This is a genomic window from Pseudoxanthomonas sp. JC1303 (assembly GCF_058448525.1).
Genome location: NZ_CP185958.1, coordinates 3,722,911 through 3,744,577 on the forward strand (window position 1 = coordinate 3,722,911; position 21,667 = coordinate 3,744,577).

At 68.5% G+C, this 21,667-nt stretch carries 14 protein-coding genes and 1 pseudogene; 10 read left to right on the plus strand and 5 right to left on the minus strand.

Going from position 1 to position 21,667, the window contains the following annotated elements:
- Nucleotides 1-343 precede the first annotated feature (343 nt).
- The 5 genes from ACORQU_RS16665 to glk form a co-directional block, all read right to left on the minus strand.
- Nucleotides 344-1,672, minus strand: coding sequence for a PQQ-dependent sugar dehydrogenase (locus tag ACORQU_RS16665; protein ID WP_491642182.1), 1,329 nt, complete (start codon nucleotides 1,670-1,672; stop codon nucleotides 344-346).
- Nucleotides 1,665-2,108, minus strand: coding sequence for a DUF2231 domain-containing protein (locus ACORQU_RS16670; RefSeq protein WP_491642183.1), 444 nt, complete (start codon nucleotides 2,106-2,108; stop codon nucleotides 1,665-1,667). The genes ACORQU_RS16665 and ACORQU_RS16670 overlap by 8 nt, the downstream gene beginning before the upstream one ends.
- 176 nt (nucleotides 2,109-2,284) lie before the next feature.
- A complete protein-coding gene (gene eda, locus ACORQU_RS16675) occupies nucleotides 2,285-2,944 on the minus strand; it encodes a bifunctional 4-hydroxy-2-oxoglutarate aldolase/2-dehydro-3-deoxy-phosphogluconate aldolase (RefSeq protein ID WP_491642184.1) in 660 nt (219 codons plus the stop codon).
- Between the two features lie 33 nt (nucleotides 2,945-2,977).
- Nucleotides 2,978-4,891, minus strand: coding sequence for a phosphogluconate dehydratase (gene edd, locus ACORQU_RS16680; RefSeq protein ID WP_491642185.1), 1,914 nt, complete (start codon nucleotides 4,889-4,891; stop codon nucleotides 2,978-2,980).
- Between the two features lie 166 nt (nucleotides 4,892-5,057).
- Nucleotides 5,058-6,086 (minus strand): glucokinase, encoded by a 1,029-nt coding sequence (gene glk / locus ACORQU_RS16685; protein WP_271646061.1) that lies wholly within the window; start codon nucleotides 6,084-6,086, stop codon nucleotides 5,058-5,060.
- 308 nt (nucleotides 6,087-6,394) lie between these two features.
- On the opposite strand from glk, the gene ACORQU_RS16690 reads away from it, so the two are divergent.
- The 10 genes and pseudogenes from ACORQU_RS16690 (at nucleotide 6,395) to gyrA (ending at nucleotide 21,605) form a co-directional block, all read left to right on the plus strand.
- Complete coding sequence (locus tag ACORQU_RS16690) at nucleotides 6,395-7,486, plus strand: ABC transporter ATP-binding protein (protein ID WP_491642186.1); 1,092 nt, start codon at nucleotides 6,395-6,397, stop codon at nucleotides 7,484-7,486.
- Nucleotides 7,487-7,695: 209 nt separating this feature from the next.
- Entirely contained in the window at nucleotides 7,696-11,199 is a 3,504-nt protein-coding gene (gene smc / locus ACORQU_RS16695; RefSeq protein ID WP_491642187.1) for a chromosome segregation protein SMC, read from the plus strand.
- Nucleotides 11,200-11,239: 40 nt separating this feature from the next.
- A complete protein-coding gene (zipA, locus tag ACORQU_RS16700; protein ID WP_271646058.1) occupies nucleotides 11,240-11,950 on the plus strand; it encodes a cell division protein ZipA in 711 nt (236 codons plus the stop codon).
- 196 nt (nucleotides 11,951-12,146) lie between these two features.
- Nucleotides 12,147-12,860 carry a DUF4396 domain-containing protein gene (locus ACORQU_RS16705; RefSeq protein WP_491642188.1) on the plus strand — a complete coding sequence of 238 codons (714 nt, stop codon included), beginning with the start codon at nucleotides 12,147-12,149 and terminating at the stop codon, nucleotides 12,858-12,860.
- Between the two features lie 50 nt (nucleotides 12,861-12,910).
- A complete protein-coding gene (gene ligA / locus ACORQU_RS16710; protein ID WP_491642189.1) occupies nucleotides 12,911-15,397 on the plus strand; it encodes an NAD-dependent DNA ligase LigA in 2,487 nt (828 codons plus the stop codon).
- Between the two features lie 95 nt (nucleotides 15,398-15,492).
- Nucleotides 15,493-15,792: pseudogene (locus ACORQU_RS16715) on the plus strand (endonuclease domain-containing protein); the annotation flags it as partial.
- Nucleotides 15,793-15,933: 141 nt separating this feature from the next.
- Nucleotides 15,934-16,938: an EF-P lysine aminoacylase EpmA gene (gene epmA / locus ACORQU_RS16720; RefSeq protein WP_491645158.1), complete on the plus strand. Its 1,005-nt coding sequence runs from the start codon at nucleotides 15,934-15,936 to the stop codon at nucleotides 16,936-16,938.
- A 104-nt stretch (nucleotides 16,939-17,042) separates the two neighbouring features.
- On the plus strand, nucleotides 17,043-17,561 hold the full coding sequence (locus tag ACORQU_RS16725; protein WP_271646055.1) for a DUF3011 domain-containing protein: 519 nt from the start codon (nucleotides 17,043-17,045) through the stop codon (nucleotides 17,559-17,561).
- A 31-nt stretch (nucleotides 17,562-17,592) separates the two neighbouring features.
- Entirely contained in the window at nucleotides 17,593-18,648 is a 1,056-nt protein-coding gene (gene mtnA / locus ACORQU_RS16730) for an S-methyl-5-thioribose-1-phosphate isomerase (RefSeq protein WP_491642190.1), read from the plus strand.
- 269 nt (nucleotides 18,649-18,917) lie between these two features.
- A complete protein-coding gene (gene gyrA, locus ACORQU_RS16735) occupies nucleotides 18,918-21,605 on the plus strand; it encodes a DNA gyrase subunit A (protein ID WP_491642191.1) in 2,688 nt (895 codons plus the stop codon).
- Nucleotides 21,606-21,667 lie beyond the last annotated feature (62 nt).

The window sequence follows — 21,667 nt, forward strand, 5'->3', positions numbered from 1 at the left end:
TGCTCTTCTCGCGGATCGCGAGGAAAGCCCCCAGCGGAGCAAGCTCCGCTCTACAGGGGGCGCGCGGCTTAGCCGGATGCGACGCCGCTTGCGCTTTGTAGCGCCGAGCTTGCTCGGCTGCGCTTCTCGCGGATTGCGAGAAAGCTTCAGCGGAGCTAGCTCCGCTCTACAAGGGCAAGGTCGCCGATCGCCACGTCGGTCCCTGCGCGTGCGAAGGTGATGGCGGTGGCGTCGGGTCCAGCCTGGCGCCGCCGGCATCCACAAAACGTTTATTGTCCAGCGCCCAAGCACAACGCCGCCCAAGCGGGCGGCGTTGTGTGGGTGAGGAAGATGTGCCGAACGCCTAAGGCGTGCTGGCCGGGCTGACCCGCCAGATCGTGTTGCCCACGTCGTCGGCGACCAGCAGCGCGCCGTCGGCGTCCTGGGCCAGTCCCACCGGCGCCCCGTAGAGCGACTCTTCGTCGTCCGAATGGAACCCCGTGACCACCGGCTGCGGCTTGCCCGTCGGCTTGCCGTTCTGGAACGGGACGAACACGACCTGATAGCCGCTGAGCGGAGAGCGGTCCCAGCTGCCGTGTTCGGCCACGAAGGCGCCATTCCGGTATTGGGCCGGCAATCCGTCGCCCTGCGAGAACCACAGTCCCAGCGCGGCCACGTGCGATCCCAGCGCGTAATCGGGCTTGAGGGCCTTGGCCACCAGGTCCGGGCGCTGGTGCTTGACCCGGGTGTCCACGTGCTGGCCGTAGTAGCTGTAGGGCCAGCCGTAGAAGCCGCCTTCCTGGACCGAGGTGAGGTAGTCCGGGACCAGGTCGGCGCCGATCTCGTCACGCTCGTTGGCGATGGCCCACAGTTGCCCGCTCTGCGGCTCCCATTGCAGCCCGGTGGGGTTGCGGATACCCGAGGCGTAGATGCGGCTGCTGGCCGAGGCCACGTCCACCTGCAGGACCGCGGCGCGGCGGTATTCCACTTCCAGGCCGTTCTCGCCGATATTGCTGTTGGAGCCCACGCCGACATACAGCTTGCTGCCATCCGGACTGGCCAGCAGCGCCTTGGTCCAGTGGTGGTTGATGGTGTCGGGCAGGTCGGCGAATTCACGCCCGGCCACGGTGATCCGGGTCTGCCCCACGGTGTAGGGGAAGGCCATGATCGCGTCGGTGTCGGCCACGTAGAGCGTGTCGCCGATCAACTGCATGCCGAACGGCGAATTGAGGTGATCCACCAGCACATGCTGTTCCCACTCGCCGCCGGCCGCATTGCCGTGACGCAGCAGGGTGATGCGGTTGCCGCCCTTCCCACCCTTGCCCGACAGGCCCTTGATCTTGTTGGCGATTAACTGCTTGGGTGTGGTCACCGCTTCGGTGCCGGGGCTGTTGGCCTCGGCCACCAGCACGTCGCCATTGGGCAGCACCAGCAACTGGCGCGGATGCATCAGGCCACTGGCGATCTTTTCGATCTTCAGGCCTGCGGCCACTTTCGGTGCCTGGCCTTCCTTCCAGCCGACCCCGTCGGGGACCTGCATCGGCGGAACCAGATAGTGCTGGGCTTCGGGCAGTGGCGGCGTGGCGCCGGCCTGTTCGGTGGGTTTCAGCTTGGCCTTGTCGGCGCAGCCGCCCAGCAGGGCGATCGCGGCGGCCATGGCCAGGCCCGTGCGCAGCAGTGGAGACTTATTCATGGACAAGCCCTCCATTGCGGCTGGCCTGCACCGCGATCAGCACATGGCCGATCGCTAGCAGGAGCACGGTCAGCAGCGACAGCCACATCCCCGCGGGCATCACCGCATAGGCATCACGGCTATGCACGAAGGCGTTGAAGGTCGCCGCCACGATGGCCGCCAGGTTGAGCCAGAAGTCGAGCCTGTCGGTCCCGGTGGCGATCCGGCGCGAGGTGATCCACACCTGGACCAGGTTGACCACACGCGGAATGATCGCGAATAGCAGGCCGATGGCGATGAGCCAGGCCGCGCCCTTCATCCACAGCATTTCCGCAGTGCGGAAGTAGACGATGTCGAAGATCAGTGCTGCGACGAAAAACCCGAATGGAATCGGGTTGAGCAGCCCGTAGAGGGCATTGGCCGCGGCGGAGCGGCGGGGGACGGCGTGGACGGACATGGAAGTCTCCTGCGAAAGAACGCGCAGGTGCCGATGATCCGGCCTTGCCGTACCGACGGGTGCCCGCGAGGCTTCGCAGTCTCCGCGCAGGCGTGTGCACAAGGTGTCGCCGTTGTCATGGCGACCTGTACCTGCCACGCCGTGGGCACACGGCGAAGCAGGGCTGGCACCGCGGGTCAGGCGGCGCGCACGTCCTTGACGATCTGCGCCGCGCGCGCAGCCGTGTCGCGAATCGAGGTCCAGTCGCCGGCGGTGATCCACTGCTTGGGCACCATCCACGACCCCCCGATGCACACCACGTTGGGCTGGGCCAGGTACTCGGCCGCGGTGGCTTCGGTGATGCCACCGGTCGGGCAGAGCTTCAGCTGCGGGACCGGGCCGTGGAGGCCCTTGATCATCTGCAGGCCGCCCACCGCGTTGGCCGGGAACAGCTTGCAGACATGAAACCCCAGGTTGAGCAGGGTTAGCAGTTCGGTCGGCGAAGCGGCGCCGGGCACCACCGGGATCGGGGCGGCCACCAGCGCCTCGGCCATATGCGCCGGCGTGCCCGGGGTCACCAGGAAGTCGGCGCCCGCGCCGACGCACTGGCCGATCTGGTCGATGGTCAGCACCGTGCCGGCGCCGATGGCGAAGCCGGGCAGTTCCTTCTTCAGTGTGGCCAGGGCCTCCATCGCCACCGGCGTGCGCAGGGTCAGCTCGACCACCGGCAGGCCGCCTTCGAGCAGCGCGTTGGCAACGCCGCGGGCCTGGTCCAGGGTGTCCACGGCAACGACCGGCAGGATGCCGGCGGAGGACAGCAGGGCTTCGGTCTGCTGCTGGCGTTTGGAAGCGATCATGTCGGAATCCTGTGTTGGGAGAAGGGGCGCCGGTCAGGCGTCCTTGGCTTCGTGGGGGGCCTGGGCGGCGGCGGGGACGTGGCCGAGTTCGTACTCCGCATCTTCTTCCTCCCAGCCGTGCTCGGGCGAGGGCGGGCCGCAGGAGATCGACAGCGCGCCCTGGTCGGCGGGGCTGACCTGCTGGCGGTTCAGCGCGAACAGGTTGCGACCCAGATCGTGCGAAGGCCGGGCGGTGTCCGGTGCGATGGTGCGCAGCTTCCATTCCTCGGCATCGACCTGCGCCTCCAGAATGCCGGCCTCGGCGTCGAGCAGGATCATGTCGCCCTCGCGCAGGCGCGCCAGCGGGCCACCGGCGGCGGCTTCGGGGGTGATGTGGATGGCGGCGGGGATCTTGCCCGAGGCCCCGGACAGGCGGCCATCGGTGACCAGCGCCACGCGCCGTCCCTGGTTCTGCAACAGACCCAGCAGCGGGGCGAGCGAGTGCAGCTCGGGCATGCCGTTGGCCTTGGGGCCCTGGTAGCGGACCACGGCCACGAAGTCCTGCGGCAGCACGCCGGCTGCGTGCAGCTTGTTGAGGCTGCGCGGGTCGTCGACCACCACGGCCGGCGCGTGGATGCGACGGTATTCGGGCTTGACCGCGGAGGTCTTGATCAGCGCACGCCCCAGGTTGCCGCGCAGCAGGCGCAGGCCGCCCTGGGCTTCGAACGGCGCCGCGACCGGGCGCACGACCTTGTCATCGCCACTGGTCGCCGTACCGGGCGCATAGGACAGCTGCCCGTCGATCAGGCGCGGCTCCTGGCAATAGGCGCGCATGCCGCCTTCGGCGATGGTCGGGATGTCGTGCATCAGGCCGGCGTCGAGCAGTTCGCGGAACACGAACTGGGTGCCGCCGGCCGCGGCGAAACGGTTCACGTCCGCTTCGCCATTGGGATAGACGTGGGCCAGCAGCGGGACGGTCTGGGAGATCTCGTCGATGTCGTCCCAGGTCAGCAGGATGCCGGCTGCGCGGGCGACGGCGACCCAATGGATGGTGTGGTTGGTCGAGCCGCCGGTGGCCATCAGCGCGGCGATCGCGTTGACGATGGCACGTTCGTCGATGAGGTGACCGATCGGGCGGTAGTCGTCGCCCAGCGCGCTCATCTGAAGGGCGCGTTCGGTCGAGGCGCGGGTCAGTGCGTCACGCAGCGGCGTGTCCGGGTTGACGAACGAGGTGCCCGGCAGCTGCAGGCCCATGGCCTCCAACAGGGTCTGGTTGGAGTTGGCGGTGCCGTAGAAGGTGCAGGTGCCCACGCCGTGGTAGCTGGCCGCTTCGGCTTCCAGCAGTTCCTCGCGGGTGGCTTCACCGGCCGCGTAGCGCTCGCGGACCGCGGCCTTTTCCTTGTTCGGAATGCCCGGGGTCATCGGCCCGGCGGGTACGAACACCGCGGGCAGATGCCCGAAGGCCAGCGCACCGATCAACAGGCCCGGCACGATCTTGTCGCACACGCCCAGATACAGCGCCGCATCGAACATGTCGTGACTGAGCGAAATGGCCGTGGACTGGGCGATCACATCGCGCGAGAACAGCGACAGCTCCATGCCCGGGCGACCCTGGGTGACGCCATCGCACATGGCCGGCACGCCGCCGGCGACCTGGGCGGTGGCGCCCATCTCGCGGGCCGCCTGACGCACCAGCTCGGGGTAGCGCTCGAAAGGCTGGTGCGCCGAGAGCATGTCGTTGTAGGCGGTGACGATGGCCAGGTTGGCGGTCACATCGGCGCGCAGCCGGCCCTTGTCGGTGGGACCGCAGGCCGCGAAGCCGTGGGCCAGGTTGCCGCAGCTCAGGCGGGTGCGCAGCGGGCCTTCCTTGAGGACGGCGTCGATCCCGTCCAAGTAGGCCTGGCGGGGCCGCGCGCTACGGCGGCGGATGCGGTCGGTGACGGCTTCGATGCGCGGATGCAGGGTCATGGGCGTTGGGCTCTGACGGAGGCAAAGGGCGGCGCGGCACCTGCCTGGAGAAGACCACTGGTAATACCAGTTTCTCGGCCCTGATCGTCAGGCGACGCATCTGTCCCGATTCTAGCGCGATCCCGTCAGGTCGCGCTGGAAATCGATGGGACCAATAAGATGCCAGTCAGGCCTTGGCGACTGCCGTGGTCGTGTCACGCGTCCCGCCGAACACTTCCACTGCGGTGGCCGCCGCGCCCAGCAGGCCCGGTTGCGGGTGCAGGTTCGCCAACACCGGGATATTGCCCATCGCCGGCGAGAAGCGGCCCTTGTGTTCGAAGCGCTGCCGAAAGCCCGACCGCTGCAGCTGGTTGAGCAGGCGCGGGACCAGTCCACCGCACAGGAACACCCCGTCCCAGGCTCCCAGGGTCAGCACCAGGTCACCGGCGATCGCGCCGAACACCGCGAAGAACACATCCAGCGTATGCAGGCAGCGCGCATCGCCCTCGGCCGCGCGCGCGGTCACGTCTGCCGGCTTCATCGGACCGGGATCCTCGCCGGCCATCTCGCTCAGGGCGCGGTGGATATTGACCAGGCCCGGGCCGCAGATCAGGCGCTCGTTGGAGACCCGGCCGAACTGACGCGACAGACGCTGCAGGATCTCGATCTCCTCCGGCGTGCCCGGCGGAAAACTCACGTGCCCGCCCTCGGCCTCCAGCGCGAAGCGGCGCCCGTCGCGGATCAGCAGGCCGCCGGCACCCAGGCCGGTGCCCGGGCCGATCACCGCGTAGGTGCGCTGCTTGGTGATCGGTGCAGGAGTCCAGCGCGGTCCACCGACCTGGGCCACGTCCTCGGGTCCCAGCAGCGAGACCGCCATGGCCTGGGCCGCGAAATCATTGATCAGCTTGACCCCCTCGAAACCCAGCATGCTGCGCAGGCGCGGCACCTTGATCACCCAGGGGTGGTTGGTGATGCGGGCCTCGTCGCCGTCGACCCGGCCGGCGACCGCGAACACGCCATTGCTGGCCTTGGCGCCGGTTTCGTCCAGGTAATGCCGCGCCGCATCGGCCAGTGACGGAAACTCGGCCACGGTGTAGTCGCGGTAGCTGTCCTTGATCAGCGGGACATCGTTGCCGGTGTCGGCCAGCGCGAAGCGCGCGTTGGTGCCGCCGATGTCGGCCAGCAAGACGCACTGCGCGGGGTCGGGTGAGGTCATGCGGGAATCCTGGGTTCTTGAATGGGAAAGGCCGCCACGCGCGGAAGCACGGGCCGGCTGCAAGGCGCGCCGGATGTTAGCGCGTGCCCCGTTCAGGCGATGTCCCGCATACGAATGCGGACCCTCTTGCGACATGGCCCCCTCCGGCGTGTCGATGGTGTCAGGTTGCGTGTTGAAAACGCTTACATGGCAGAATAGCGCGGCTCGCCGGCTGCCGTCACGGGGGCCAGCGTAGCCTTGCAAAGCCAGGCTGGGGCGGCCTTGCCGATGTCGCAATGCAGCAATCTTTTGACGCCACGGGAGCAACGATGTCGAGTGTGCAGCTGGATCAGGTCCGCAAGGTCTACGACAACGGCCAGGTGGCCGTGCACGGGGCCAGCTTCGAGGTTGCCGACGGCGAGTTGATGGTGCTGGTCGGACCCTCCGGCTGCGGCAAGTCCACGCTGTTGCGGATGATCGCCGGGCTGGAAGAGATCAGTGGCGGCACGCTGAAGATCGGCGACCGGGTGGTCAACGACGTGGCGCCCAAGGACCGTGACATCGCCATGGTGTTCCAGTCCTACGCCCTGTACCCGCACATGACCGTGGCCGAGAACCTGGCCTTCGGCCTGAAGCTGCGCAAGCACGACAAGGCCACCATCGACACACGCATCAAGGCCGCGGCCGAGACCCTGGGCCTGACCTCGATGCTGGACAAGCTGCCCAAGGCCATGTCCGGTGGCCAGCGCCAGCGCGTGGCCCTGGGCCGGGCCCTGGTGCGCGAGCCGGCGGTGTTTCTGCTGGACGAGCCGCTGTCCAACCTGGACGCCAAGCTGCGCAACTCGGTACGCACCGAGATTTCCAAGCTGCACCGGCAGCTGTGCACCACCATGATCTACGTCACCCACGACCAGGTCGAAGCCATGACCCTGGGCCAGCGCATCGTGGTGCTCAAGGATGGACAGATCCAGCAGATCGACACGCCCAAGGCGCTGTACGACCGGCCGGCGAACCTGTTCGTCGCCGGCTTCCTGGGCAGCCCGGCGATGAACTTCCTGCATGGCCGTCTCGAGGTGGGACAAGCGCCGCAGCTCGTCCAGGCCGACGGGCGCCAGGTCCAGTTGGGCGCGCTGACGCCGGCGCTGGCCGGCTATGCCGGGCGCGATCTGGTGCTGGGCGTGCGCCCGGAGGACCTGCAACCGGCGCGCGACGGGGAGACCGCGTTCCAGGCCGATGTGGAAAGCATCGAGTTCGTGGGCAACGAGGCGTTCCTGCATCTGCGCTTCGGCGAGGATCTGCTGATCTCGCGCGTCCCGCCGCAGGGCACCCCGGAAGTGGGGGAGCGGGTGGCCCTGGCACTGCCGATGGATCGCCTCCACGCCTTCGATCCCGAGACCGGGCTGAGCCTGGCCGTGCGCTGATCTGGCCGCGCGCCGACGAGCGCGGCGGAGGAGGCCCGACATCGGGTCGGCCCACGTCCGTGGCGCCCGTTATACTGGTCGCTGGCGACTGGCGCGCGTGCCATATTCGTAAAATTATTCAACGGGTTGCGCGCCAGATGTCATCCTGATCCTCACTCAGGCCGCGCGCGATGGAGTGCGTCGCCGCTGCCCCCGGAATCCAACGTCGCATGCGCCTGTCCACGATCAAGCTCGCCGGCTTCAAGTCCTTCGTCGATCCCACCACGCTGCACCTGCCCACCAACATGACCGGCGTGGTCGGTCCCAACGGGTGCGGCAAGTCCAACATCATCGATGCGGTGCGCTGGGTGATGGGCGAAAGCTCGGCCAGCCGGCTGCGCGGTGACTCGCTGACCGACGTGATCTTCTCCGGCTCCTCGGCACGCAAGCCGGTGTCCCAGGCCACCGTCGAGCTGATCTTCGACAATTCCGACCACACGATCTCCGGCGAATTCGCCGCCTTCAACGAGATCTCGGTCAAGCGCACGGTCAGTCGCGACGGCCAGAGCAACTACTACCTCAACGGCACCAAGTGTCGTCGGCGCGACATCACCGACCTGTTCCTGGGCACCGGCCTGGGGCCGCGCAGCTACTCGATCATCGAGCAGGGCATGATCAGCCAGATCATCGAGGCTCGTCCCGAGGACCTGCGCGTGTACCTGGAAGAAGCCGCCGGCATCTCCAAGTACAAGGAGCGCCGCAAGGAGACCGAGACCCGCATCCGCCACACCCGCGAGAACCTCGAGCGCCTGACCGACCTGCGCGAGGAAGTGGACAAGCAGCTCGAGCATCTCAAGCGCCAGGCGCGCCAGGCCGAGCAGTACCAGACCTATCAGGAAGAACGCCGGGTCAAGGATGCGCAGTGGAAGGCGCTGGAATACCGCGGCCTCGACGGCGAACTGTCCGGGCTGCGCGAAGGCCTGTCGGTGGAGGAGACCCGCCTGCAGCAACTGATCGCCGAGCAGCGCGAGGCCGAGGCCCAGATCGAAGGCGACCGCGTGCGCCGCGAGGAAGCCGTGGAGGTCCTCAACAAGGCGCAGGCCGACGTCTACCAGGTCGCCAGCAACCTGGCCCGCATCGAACAGCAGATCCAGCACCAGCGCGACCTCTCCAGCCGCCTAGTCAAGGCCCAGGCCGAGGCCCAGGCGCAGCTGGCCGAGCTGGGCACGCACATGGACAGCGACAGCGCCCGCCTGGCCGTGCTGCGCGCGTCGGTGGAGGAAGCCGAGCCGCAGCTCGAACAGCTGCGCGAGGACGATGTCATGCGCCAGGACGCGCTGCGCGAGGCCGAAGCGAAGCTGGCCGACTGGCAGCAGCGCTGGGAGGCGCACAACCGCGCCACCGCCGAATCCTCGCGCGCTGGCGAGGTCGAGCGCACCCGCGTGGATTACCTGGACCGCCAGTCGTTGGAAGCCGACCGTCGCCGCGAATCGCTGACCGCCGAGCGCGCCGGGCTGGACCTGGAATCCCTGGCCGAGGCCTACGAGGCGCTGTACGAGCAGCACGAGGTCAAGAAGGCGTCGCTGGACGAACTCACCGAGGCGGTGGACCAGCGCAAGCAGACCGTCGATGGGGTGAGCGAACGCCAGCGCGCGCTGCAGGCCGAACTGGCCGAGGTGCGCAAGCAGGCCCAGGGCGCGCGCGGCCGACTGTCCTCGCTGGAGGCCTTGCAACAAGCCGCCCTCGGCCAGGAGCAGGGTGCGGCGGTGGCGTGGCTGAAGGCGCGTGGGCTGGATTCGGCCAGCCGCGTCGGCGAGTCGCTGACTGTCGAGGCCGGCTGGGAAAACGCCGTGGAAGGCGCCCTGGGCCGACTGATCGAGGGCGTGCTGGTCGAATCGCCGGAGTCGCTTGTCGAAGCCCTGGCCGACCTGGGCGAGGGCCGCATTGCCCTGGTCTCGCCGGAACAGGGAAGCGAGACCTTCGCGCCGACTTCGTTGGCGGCCAAGGTGCAGGGGCCGTTGGCCGTGCGCCGGCTGCTGTCGCGCCTGCACGCGGCCGAGGACCTGGCCGCCGCGCGCGCGCTGCTGGCTTCGCTGCCGGCGGGCGATGCGGTCATCACCCGCGCCGGCGAGCGCCTGGGCGAAGGCTGGGTGCATGTCCAGCGCTCCGGTGCGTCCCGCCAGGGCGCGCTGTTGCGCGAACGCGAGATCCAGTCCCTGCGTGCGGAGATCGATGATCTGCAGGCCCGCGAGGCGCAGGCCGAGGATGAGGTGGGCAGCCTGCGCGAAGCCGCACTGGCCGCCGAACAGGCGCGCGAGGAAGCCCAGCGTGTGCTCTACCAGGCGCATCGCGCCGTGTCCGAGCTGGCCGGCCAGCTGCAGGGCCAGCAGGGCAAGGTGGATGCCGCGCGCAACCGCATCGATCGTATCGACGGCGAACTGGCGCAGCTGTCGGGTGCGCTGGAGGAAGCCCGCGACCAGGCCGCCGAGGCGCGCCTGCGCCTGGAGGACGCGGTCACCCGCATGGCCGACCAGGAGGACGCACGCCGCCAGCTCGATGCCGAGCGCCAGGCGCTGACCAGTGCTCGCGACAGCGCGCGCGAGGCGGCGCGGACCACGCGTGAGGCCACCCACGCCTTGGCCCTGACCCTGGAATCCCAGCGCACCCAGATCGCTTCGCTGACCCAGAGCCTGGATCGCATGGGCGGGCAGCGCGGGCAGCTGGATTCGCGCCTGGGCGAGATCACCGCCCAGCTCAGCGGCGACGACGATCCGATCGTCTCGCTGGAGGCCGAGCGCGAGAACGCGCTGGCCGAGCGCGTGCGTACCGAGCGCGTGCTGACCGAGGCGCGCACCGCGCTGGATGGCATCGACAACGGCTTGCGCCAATACGAGCAGACCCGCCAGCAGCGCGACGAGCAGGCCCTGGCCCAGCGCGAGGCCATCGCCCAGCGGCGCCTGGACCAGCAGGCACTGGTCCTCAAGGCCGAGCAGCTGTCCACCGCGGTGGAGCAGGCCGGCTTCGTCCTCCAGGCGGTGATCGAGACCCTGCCCGAGGTGGCCGATCCGGCCGAGTGGGAAGCGGCCGTGGCCCAGATCGACACCCGCATGCGTCGGCTGGAGCCGGTCAACCTGGCCGCCATCCACGAGTACGGCGAGGCCAGTACCCGCAGCGAATACCTGGAGTCGCAGAACGCCGACCTGACCGCGGCACTGGAGACGCTGGAAGAAGCCATTCGCAAGATCGACCGCGAGACCCGTGGCCGCTTCAAGGAGACCTTCGACCGGGTCAATTCCGGCGTGCAGGCGCTGTACCCGCGTCTGTTCGGCGGCGGCCATGCCTATCTGGAACTGACCGGCGAGGATCTGCTCGACACCGGCGTGGCCATCATGGCCCGCCCGCCCGGCAAGCGCGTGTCCAGCATCACCCTGCTGTCCGGTGGCGAGAAGGCGATGACCGCGGTGGCGCTGGTGTTTGCGATCTTCCAGCTCAACCCCGCGCCGTTCTGCCTGCTCGACGAGGTGGACGCGCCGCTGGACGAAGCCAACGTCGGCCGCCTGGCCGCGATGGTCAAGGAGATGAGCGAGAAGGTGCAGTTCCTGTTTGTTAGCCACAACAAGGCGACGATGGAGGCGGCCAATCAGCTCTCTGGCGTGACCATGCGCGAGCCGGGCGTCTCGCGCCTGGTCTCGGTGGACCTGGCCGAAGCCTCGCGTCTGGCCGGCGCCGCCTGAGCATGTCACCATCGCGCCTGTTTGAAGGAAGGAGCGCCTGATGTCCGATGTCTGGATGCTGCGGATCGGCATTGCCGTCGTCGGTGCCTTGCTGATCGGCGCGATGCTGCTGTTCGGCAAGCCCAAGAAGCCCTCGCAGGGACGGCGCCTGGAGCGAGGCGATCGCGAGCAGCCCCGGGTCGAACCCAGCCTCGGGGACGAGGCCGCCGCGGAGGCCGTTGGCGAAACGGGCGTGCAGCAGGACCTGGGCCTGCGCGATCCCGCCGCCGGTGAAGATCTCGGTCGCCGGCCGGGCCAGGACTTCGACAAGATCATCTCGCTCTACGTCGCGGCCAAGGCCGGACAGATGCTGCGTGGCGAAGACATCGTCGTGGCCGCCGAGAAGACCGGCCTGACCTTCGGCCACATGAACGTCTTCCACCGGCTGATCGAACATCATCCCGAGCGCGGGCCGGTGTTCAGCATGGCCAACATCATGCAGCCGGGCAGCTTCGACATGGGCGCGATCCGTGAGCTGGAGACCCCGGCGATCGCCTTCTTCCTGACCCTGCCGGCGCCGATGACCGCGCTGGAGGCCTGGGAAATGATGCTGCCCAATGTGCAGCGCATGGCCGAGCTGCTCGATGGCGTGGTCCTGGACGACAGCCGCAATGCGCTGGGCCGGCAGCGCATCCAGCACATCCGCGAGGAACTGCGCGGCTACGATCGGCAGCACGAGGCGCCACCGCTGAGCAAGGCGCCGCGCTGGTAAGCGGGCGCAGGGAGGGCGCGCGGGCTGGCAGGCTTGCGCGTGCCGGGGTGTCGGATCGTTTTGACGTCGCACCAGACATGGCTTGCGCTGCGTTCCGAAGTTCGCCGTCCGTGCGGTGTGAGCCGCAACTGAGGACATCGACACTGCGTTGGCGTGGCGGGCCCCAGCATGGGGCTTGTTTGTCTGGGAGCCTGCCGTGTCTGTCCAAGCACTTTCGCCCTGGGGCCTAGCCTCGTTGCTGCTGGCCGCCGCGTGCGTGCTCGTGGTGGTCGTGGACATCTTCGTGGCGGGCTATCGACAGCACATGGCGATCATGGAGGCGGTCTGGCCGCTGACCATGCTGTGGGCCGGTCCGGTGGGCCTGCTAGCGTATTTCGCCTTCGGGCGGGGGATGAAGCGCGGGGCCAAGCCGCACGATGACGGGCAAGCAGGGGGACACTCGCCCATGCATCACCCCCAGCGACCGCGCTGGCAGTCGATCGCGCTGGGCGCCAGCCACTGTGGCGCCGGCTGCGTGCTCGCCGATGTGATTGCCGAAAGCGCCACCGCGCGCTGGCCGCTGGTGCTGTGGGGCAACGAGGTCTTCGGCGGCTGGCTGGTGGCGCTGCTGCTGGCCTACGTCATCGGCATCGTCTTCCAGTACTTCGCCATCGCGCCGATGCGCGGGCTCGGCCTCAAGGGCGGACTGGTGGCCGCGATCAAGGCCGATACCGCCTCGCTGCTGGCCTGGCAGGTCGGCATGTACGGCTTCATGGCCCTGGCCTTGTTCGTCTGGTGGTCGCCCGAGGCGCTGCCCAAGGACGGCGCGGTGTTCTGGTGGATGATGCAGTTCGCCATGTGCGCGGGCTTCATGGTGGCCTACCCGGTCAACGCCTGGCTGATCCGCGCCGGCATCAAGGAGGCGATGTGACCTCTTTAAGGCACCGGGCGACAGCCGGGTAGCTTGCGTAAAATCGGCCGATGACCCACGCCGCCCAAGACCCCGCCGCCCGCGCGGCCGCGCTGCGCCAGCAGCTCGACGACGCCAGCTACCGCTATCACGTGCTGGACGAGCCCAACATTCCCGATGCGGAGTACGACCGCCTGCTGCGCGAGCTCGACGAACTGGAGGCCGCGCATCCCGAGCTGGTGACGCCCGATTCGCCGACCCAGCGCGTGGGCGCGGTGGCTTCGGGCCGATTCGCCGAGGTCCGCCACGCGATGCCGATGCTGTCGCTGGGCAATGCCTTCGACGAGGACGAGGTGCGCGAGTTCGTGCGCCGCATCTCCGATCGCCTGGGCCGCGACACGCTGGTGTTTTCCGCCGAGCCCAAGCTCGATGGCCTGGCTATCAGCCTGCGCTACGAGGGTGGGGTGTTCGTGCAGGGCGCCACGCGCGGCGACGGGGCGACGGGCGAGGATGTCACCGCCAACCTGCGCACGGTCAAGGCGATCCCGCTCAAGCTGCGCGGCAGCGGCTGGCCGCAGGTGCTGGAAGTGCGCGGCGAGGTCTACATGCCGCGCGCGGCTTTCGAGGCTTACAACGAACAGGCGCGCCTGCATGGCGGCAAGGTCCTGGCGAACCCGCGCAACGGCGCGGCCGGTTCGCTGCGCCAGCTGGACGCGCGCATAACCGCCCAGCGTCCGCTGGCGTTCTTCGCCTATGGCACTGGCGCGGTCGAAGGCGGGGCGCTGCCGGACAGCCATTCGGGCGTGCTGAAGCAGTTGCGGGAGTGGGGCTTTCCAGTCAGCGACCTGACCCGGCTCGTCGAGGGCGTGGACGGCCTGCTGGCCTATGCGCGCGAGATCGGGGAACGGCGCGACGGGCTGCCGTTCGACATCGACGGCGTGGTCTACAAGCTCGACGATGCCGAAGGCCAGCGCGAAATGGGCTTCGTCTCGCGCGCGCCGCGCTGGGCGATCGCGCGCAAATACGCCGCGCAGGAGCAGTCCACCACGGTGGAGGCGATCGAGATCCAGATCGGCCGCACCGGCGCGGCCACGCCGGTGGCACGCCTGGCGCCGGTGCAGGTGGCCGGGGTGACGGTCACCAACGCCACGCTGCACAACGCCGACCAGATCGCGCGGCTGGATGTGCGCGTGGGCGACGCGGTCATCGTGCGACGCGCCGGCGACGTGATTCCAGAAGTGGTCAGCGTCATCGTCGAACGCCGGCCCGAGGGCACCCAGGCCTGGCAGATGCCGACCCAGTGCCCCGTCTGCGGTTCGGAGATCGTGCGCGAGGAAGGCGCGGCGGTGTGGCGCTGCTCGGGCGAACTGAGCTGCCCGGCCCAGCGCAAGGAGGCCATCGCGCACTTCGTCTCGCGCAGGGCGATGGACGTGGATGGCTTGGGGGACAAGTTCATCGAGCTGCTGGTCGACGCCGGCGTGGTGCAGGGCGTGGCCGATCTGTATTCGCTCGATCTGGACCTGCTGCTGCAGCTACGTGTGGTCACCGGCGCCGAGACGCCGGAAGGTTTCCTCCGTGACGCGCGCGAGCATCTGGCCAGCGGCGCCTACGCCAGGCTCGAAGCGACCTTGGCCACCGTGCGGGGCGAAGCCGAACAGGCGCCAGCGGGTTGGCAGGCCGACCTGCTGCGTACCGGGTTGCCGGACTTCGACTGGAACCGCAAGAAGATCGCGACCAAGTGGGCCGAGAACCTGATCGCCGCGCTGGAAAAGAGCAAGCACACCACGCTGGAGCGCTTCCTGTTCGCGTTGGGCATCGAGCATGTGGGCGAAAGCACGGCCAAGGCGCTGGCCGCGTGGTTTGGCGATCTGGAGATCGTGCGCCGCCTGCCGTGGCCCGTGTTCAAGCGCGTGCCGGACATCGGCGGCGGGGTGGCGCGCTCGCTGGGCAAGTTCTTCCAGCAGGCCGGTAACCAGCAGGCCATCGATGACCTGCTTTCGCGCGGCGTGGAGATCACCGACGTGCATCCGCCCAGCGGCCTGCTGCGCGAGGGCCTGACCCTGGCCACGCTGCTGGCCGATCTGGAAATTCCCAAGCTGACCAAGCTGCGCGCCGACGCCCTGGCCACGGCCATGCCCGCAGTGGCCGACATCGTTGACGCCGCACCCGAGGCCCTGGTCACCGCCGGCCTGCCCAAGGAGACTGCCGCGGCCCTGGTCGCCTGGCTGGAGGCGGACGACCACGCCCAACTGCTGCTGGAGACGGGCGCTGCGCTGCAGCGGCTCGACGCCATCACCCCGCAACAGGCGGTCGAGCAGACCGGCCCGCTGACCGGCAGGACCGTGGTGCTGACCGGAAGCCTGGAAGCCATGACCCGCGACGAGGCCGGGGCCAGGCTCGAAGCGCTGGGGGCCAAGGTCACCGGCAGCGTGTCCAAGAAGACCTCCCTGGTCGTGGCCGGCAGCGAGGCCGGCTCCAAGCTCACCAAGGCACAGGACCTGGGCATCGAGATCTGGGACGAGGCGGCGCTGCTGGCGTTTCTGGACCAGCACGCATGAGCGTGTCGCTGGCGCCTCGGGCTTTTCGGGTCCGGCTGTTTCCGCCCCCTCTCCCCCGCATGCGGGGGAGAGGGTTGGGGTGAGGGGGGGCTTGCATGGATCACAGCAAGCGCCTGCGTCGCGCGCAGACCGAAGCCGAGCACCGGCTCTGGCAGCGCCTGCGCAACCACCAGTTGGGCGTGAAGTTCCGTCGCCAGCATCGCATCGGCGCTTATATCGCGGATTTCGCCTGTATCGAGGTTGGTCTGGTCGTGGAGCTGGATGGCAGCCAGCATCTTGAACAGACTGCACCGGACGCACAGCGCACGGCTGCGATGGAGGCACGCGGCTTCAGGGTGCTGCGGTTCTGGAATGACGACGTGCTGGGCCGGACCGAGGCGGTGCTTGAGGCGATTTGGCATGCCGTGAATATGGAGCAGCGGCCGGAGAAGCAGCCCCCTCACCCCAGCCCTCTCCCCCGCAGGCGGGGCAGAGGGGGCGACAGCAACAATAGCAACAACAACAACGATTCAGGCGGTCTTGTCGTGGTGGAAGGAATATCGGATGTCGTCGCTCCTGAACCGGCCTGGTCGCTTGCCGACTGGCAGCCCAGCGCGACCCTGGAGGTGCTGCGCCTGCGCGCGCGGCTCAACGCGCTGGTGCGCGACTTCTTCGCCCGGCGCGAGGTGCTGGAGGTCGAAACGCCGGTGCTCTCGCAGGCCGGCAACACCGAGCCGAACATCGAGAGCTTCACGACCGAATTCACGGGCCACGTCAGCGCCGGGGCGCTTACGCGCTGGCTGCGGACCTCGCCGGAGTATCCGCTCAAGCGGCTGCTGGCCGCCGGTCTTGGCGACTGCTATGAACTGGGCCGCGTGTTCCGCAATGGCGAGGCCGGCGGGCGTCACAATCCCGAGTTCACCATGCTCGAGTGGTATCGCGTCGAGTGGGATCACCTGCGCCTGGCTGAGGAGACCGTGGAACTGGTGCAGCAGGCGCTGGCCCTGGTGGGGCGCAGCGCTGGCGTGGAAACGCTGAGCTATCGTGAACTGTTCCTGCGCGGGCTGGGGCTGGACCCGTTCAGCGCCACGCTGGAGCAACTGCAGGCGCCCTTGGCCGCCAGTCGGATCGATCCCGATGGCCTGGGCCGCGACGATTGGCTGGACCTGCTGATCACCCACCACCTGCAGCCGGCCTTTGCCGCCGACACGCTGACCATCGTCCATGACTGGCCCGCGTCGCAAGCGGCGCTGGCGCGCATCCGCGCGGACGACCCGCCGGTGGCCGAGCGCTTCGAGCTGTATCTGGGCCAGGTGGAGCTCGCCAATGGCTATCACGAGCTGCAAGACGCGGTGGAACAGGGCACACGCTTTGCCCACGACAACGCGCGCCGCGCGGCCCGTGGGCTCGTTCAGCCACCGCAGGACCGGCACTTGCTCGACGCCCTGCCGGGCATGCCACACTGCGCGGGCGTAGCGGTCGGGATGGATCGGCTGCTGATGGCGATGCTGGAAACTTCCAGCATCGCCGAGGTGTTGGCGTTCGACTTCGCGCGGGCCTGACACACGCCGGGAATACACGGACCGTAAACACCTGATTGTGTTGGCATGCTGTCCGGCCCGGAGTTTCGAGTTTGCGTATCGTGCAGGGGAATGTGAAAGGACCGATGCGACAGCTGGGGTGGGGCGCGCTGGGCGGCTTGCTGATGGTCCTGTCTGGATGTGCGACGGTCGGAAACCTGCTTGGCGGCCACGAGCGCACGCTGGACGATGTGCCGGTGGTGCACTTCAAGTGCGAGTCCAAGAGCCAGGATCTCAAGTACTGCGACGTGGATGCGTCGGCCGGTGTCCGGCTGACCAAGCAGTTGTCCAACATGCCCTGCATCAAGGGGCGCACCTGGGATTACGGGCGCTTCGGGGTGTGGGTGGACCATGGATGCCGCGGCGAGTTCATCAGCGGCGCCGGCGACGACGATGGGGGGATGTTCGATACACGGCACAAGGTCGTGCGCTGCGAGTCGGAAGACCAGGCGCGGCGACGTTGCCCGATCGAGGTCAGCAGCCCGCCGGCCACGCTGCTGCGCCAGATCTCGGACACCAAGTGCGTCGAGGGCAGCACCTGGGGCTGGGACGCGCAGGGCGTGTGGGTGGATGGCGGCTGCCGAGGGCTGTTCCGGGTCCGCTGAGTTGCCGGGCCGGCGCAGGTAAAATGCGCCGATGAACGAGACCTTCGACTACGCCCGCTACGACCGCATCCGTCCCCTGCTGTGGACGGGCGATGCCCTGCAACTGCTCGACCAGCGCAAGCTGCCTTTCCAGGTCGAACACGTGGTGTGCGCCACCAGCGACGAGGTCGCCGCGGCGATCCATGCCCTGGCCGTGCGCGGCGCGCCGGCCATCGGCATTGCCGCGGCATGGGGCACGGTCCTGGCTGGCCGGGACATTGAGGCCGCCGACGGCGCGCAGGCCGCGCAGAAGCTCGAGCCGGCCCTGCAGCGCCTCAACGCCGCCCGGCCCACCGCGGTCAACCTGGCCTGGGCGCTGGCGCGCATGCGCCGTGTGCTGCAGGCCGCCGGCGCCGACTGGCAGGCGGTGCTCGAACGTGAGGCCGAGGCCATCGCCACCGAGGACCTGGCCGCCAACCGCCACATGGGCGAATTGGGCGCGGCGCTGATCGCCGAAGGCAGCGGCGTGCTGACCCACTGCAACACCGGTTCGCTGGCCACCGCCGGCTTCGGCACCGCGCTGGGCGTGATCCGCGCCGGCGTGGCCCAGGGGCGCGTGACCCAGGTGTTCGCCGATGAGACCCGCCCGTGGCAGCAGGGCGCGCGCCTGACGGTCTGGGAGCTGCAGCAGGACGGCATCGACGCCACCCTGATTGCCGATTCGGCGGCCTCGCACCTGATGAAGACCGGCGCGGTGCAATGGGTCATCGTCGGCGCCGACCGCATCTGCGCCAATGGCGACACCGCCAACAAGATCGGCACCTACCAGCTGGCCATCGCCGCGCGCCACCACGGGCTGAAGTTCATGGTCGTGGCGCCGTCCTCGACCGTGGACATGGACACCGCGAGTGGCGAGGCGATCGAGATCGAGGAGCGCGACCCGGGCGAACTGCACGGCATCGGTGGCGTGCGCACGGTGGCCGAGGGCATCAAGGCCTGGAACCCGGTCTTCGATGTCACCCCGGGCAGCCTGATCGACGCGATCGTGACCGAGAAGGGCGTGGTCGAGCAGCCCACGACCGAGAAGATGCGCGCGGCTTTCGGCTGACGGCGGGCTTTCAACGCTGCTGCGCAGCGCCTTGACAACACCGCATGCGCCAAGCGCGCCCGCAGCAGGGTGGAACCTTCGTCGAAAGTGGGCGCGCGCTGTGGTGTTCCACGCGCAAGTGCTTGATTCAGACAGCTTCCGACCCGGCATCGGGAGGCGGCCGCGTGCTACAATTCCGAGGTTGAAAACCCCTCCAAAATCCATCTGCCGCGGGCTCCGTGGCGGCCCGGGTTTTGGCCCGACGTACCGAACACAAGCACGGACCTCGAATGGCTGATCTCGCCAAGGAAATCATCCCCGTCAACCTCGAAGACGAGATGCGCAGGAGCTACCTCGATTACGCCATGAGCGTGATCGTGGGCCGCGCCCTCCCGGACGTCCGGGACGGCCTCAAGCCGGTGCATCGCCGCGTGTTGTACGCGATGAACGAACTTGGCGCGCACGCCAACAAGCCGTACTACAAGTCGGCCCGTATCGTCGGTGACGTGATCGGTAAGTACCACCCGCACGGCGACAGCGCGGTCTACGACACGCTGGTGCGCATGGCCCAGCCGTTCTCGCTGCGCTACCTGCAGATCGACGGGCAGGGCAACTTCGGTTCGGTCGACGGCGACAGCGCGGCGGCCATGCGCTACACCGAGGCGCGCATGTCGCGCTTCAGCCACGAGATCATGGCCGACATCGACAAGGAAACCGTCGATTTCGTGCCCAACTACGACGAGAAGGAATTCGAGCCGTCGGTGATGCCCACGCGCATCCCCAACCTGCTGGTCAACGGCTCGGCCGGCATCGCGGTGGGCATGGCCACCAACATCCCGCCGCACAACCTCACCGAGGTGATCGACGGGCTGATCGCGCTGATCGACAACCCGCTGATCGACATCGATGCGCTGATGGAATACATCCCCGGCCCGGACTTCCCGACCGCCGGCATCATCAACGGCACCGCCGGCATCATCGCCGGCTACCGCACCGGCCGCGGCCGCGTGCGCATGCGCGCCAAGGCCGACGTGGAGGTCGATGACCGCACCGGTCGCGAGGCGATCATCGTCACCGAGATTCCCTACCAGGTGAACAAGGCACGGCTGATCGAAAAGATCGCCGAGCTGGTCAAGGAAAAGAAGCTCGAAGGTATCAGCGAGCTGCGCGACGAGTCCGACAAGGACGGCATGCGCATCTACATCGAGGTCAAGCGCGGCGAGTCGGCCGAGGTGGTCCTCAACAACCTGTATTCGCAGACGCCGATGGAGTCGGTGTTCGGCATCAACATGGTGGCCCTGGTCGACGGCCGCCCGCAGCTGCTCAACCTCAAGCAGATGCTGGAGGCCTTCGTGCGCCACCGCCGCGAGGTGGTCACCCGACGGACCATCTTCGAGCTGCGCAAGGCCCGTGGCCGCGCCCACATCCTCGAAGGCCTGACCGTCGCGCTGGCCAACATCGACGAGATGATCGAGCTGATCAAGACCTCGGCCAATCCCAACGAGGCCCGCGAACGCATGCTGGCCAAGTCCTGGGAACCGGGCATGGTCGGCGCGCTGCTCGGCGCCGCCGGTGCCGAGGCCTCGCGCCCTGAGGACCTGCCCAAGGGCGTGGGCTTCATCGATGGCCGCTACCAGCTGACCGAGGTCCAGGCCCAGCAGATCCTGGAGATGCGCCTGCATCGCCTGACCGGGCTGGAGCAGGAAAAGCTCACCGAGGAATACAAGCAACTGCTGGAGTCCATCACCGGCCTGATCCGCATCCTGGAAAACCCGGACGTGCTCAAGGAAGTGATCCGCGAGGAACTGCTCAACGTCAAGGCCGAGTTCGGCGACGCGCGCCGCAGCGAGATCCGCCAGAGCGAAGAGGACCTGGACATCCTGGACCTGATCGCGCCGGAAGACATGGTGGTCACCCTCTCGCACTCCGGTTACGCCAAGCGCCAGCCGGCCAGCAGCTACCGCGCGCAGAAGCGCGGTGGGCGCGGGCGCAACGCGGCCTCGATGAAGGACGAGGATTTCATCGACCAGCTGTGGCTGGTCAACACCCATGACACCTTGCTGACCTTCACCAGCAAGGGCCGGGTGTTCTGGCTGGCCGTGCACCAGCTGCCCGAAGCCGGGCCGAACGCGCGCGGCCGACCGATCATCAACTGGATCCCGCTGGAAGCCGGCGAGCAGGTCCAGGCGGTGCTGCCGATCCGCGAGTACAGCGAGGGCCATTACGTGTTCTTCGCCACCCGCAACGGCACGGTCAAGAAGACCCCGCTGACCGAGTTCGCCTTCCGCCTGGCGCGCGGCAAGATCGCCATTAACCTGGACGAGGGCGACGCGCTGGTCGGCGTGGCCCTGACCGACGGCGAGCGCGATGTGATGTTGTTCGCCTCCAACGGCAAGACCGTACGCTTCGGCGAAGAGACGGTACGCTCCATGGGCCGCACCGCCACCGGCGTGCGTGGCATCAAGCTGGCCAAGGGTGAGGACGTGGTCAGCCTGATCGTGGCCGAGCGCGCGGCCAGCGCCGACGAGGCCGAGGATGACACCGCTGAAGAGGTCGCCAGCGACGAGACCGTGCTGGAAACCACCCAGGACGAGGCCGGCTGCTACATCCTCACCGCCACCGAGAACGGCTACGGCAAGCGCACCCCGCTGGCCGAGTATCCGCGCAAGGGCCGCGGCACCCAGGGCGTGATCGGCATCCAGACCAATGCCCGCAACGGCAAGCTGGTCGGCGCGTTGCTGCTGGGCAACAGCGACGAGGTGATGCTGATCTCCGACGGCGGCACCCTGGTGCGGACCCGTTCGACCGAGATCTCGCGCGTGGGTCGCAATACCCAGGGCGTCACTCTCATCCGCCTGGGCAAGAACGAGAAGCTGCAGGCCATCGAGCGCCTGGATGCCTCGATCGAAGAGGACGTGCTGGACGCGATCGACGAAGAGGGCACTGGCGCCAGCGAGGCCGTCCAGCCCGACGCCTGAAGCCAACCCGGTCGCAGTGGAAGTCCACGGCCGTCCCGCCGCAAGCGGGGCGGCCGTGTTGC

What these genes read in the sequence shown, in the direction of transcription:
- ACORQU_RS16665 (WP_491642182.1), bottom strand. Translation starts at nt 1,672, where the DNA reads ATGAATAAGTCTCCACTGCTGCGCACGGGCCTGGCCATGGCCGCCGCG.
- ACORQU_RS16670 (WP_491642183.1), bottom strand. Translation starts at nt 2,108, where the DNA reads ATGTCCGTCCACGCCGTCCCCCGCCGCTCCGCCGCGGCCAATGCCCTC.
- eda (WP_491642184.1), bottom strand. Translation starts at nt 2,944, where the DNA reads ATGATCGCTTCCAAACGCCAGCAGCAGACCGAAGCCCTGCTGTCCTCC.
- edd (WP_491642185.1), bottom strand. Translation starts at nt 4,891, where the DNA reads ATGACCCTGCATCCGCGCATCGAAGCCGTCACCGACCGCATCCGCCGC.
- glk (WP_271646061.1), bottom strand. Translation starts at nt 6,086, where the DNA reads ATGACCTCACCCGACCCCGCGCAGTGCGTCTTGCTGGCCGACATCGGC.
- ACORQU_RS16690 (WP_491642186.1), top strand. Translation starts at nt 6,395, where the DNA reads ATGTCGAGTGTGCAGCTGGATCAGGTCCGCAAGGTCTACGACAACGGC.
- smc (WP_491642187.1), top strand. Translation starts at nt 7,696, where the DNA reads ATGCGCCTGTCCACGATCAAGCTCGCCGGCTTCAAGTCCTTCGTCGAT.
- zipA (WP_271646058.1), top strand. Translation starts at nt 11,240, where the DNA reads ATGTCCGATGTCTGGATGCTGCGGATCGGCATTGCCGTCGTCGGTGCC.
- ligA (WP_491642189.1), top strand. Translation starts at nt 12,911, where the DNA reads ATGACCCACGCCGCCCAAGACCCCGCCGCCCGCGCGGCCGCGCTGCGC.
- ACORQU_RS16725 (WP_271646055.1), top strand. Translation starts at nt 17,043, where the DNA reads ATGCGACAGCTGGGGTGGGGCGCGCTGGGCGGCTTGCTGATGGTCCTG.
- mtnA (WP_491642190.1), top strand. Translation starts at nt 17,593, where the DNA reads ATGAACGAGACCTTCGACTACGCCCGCTACGACCGCATCCGTCCCCTG.
- gyrA (WP_491642191.1), top strand. Translation starts at nt 18,918, where the DNA reads ATGGCTGATCTCGCCAAGGAAATCATCCCCGTCAACCTCGAAGACGAG.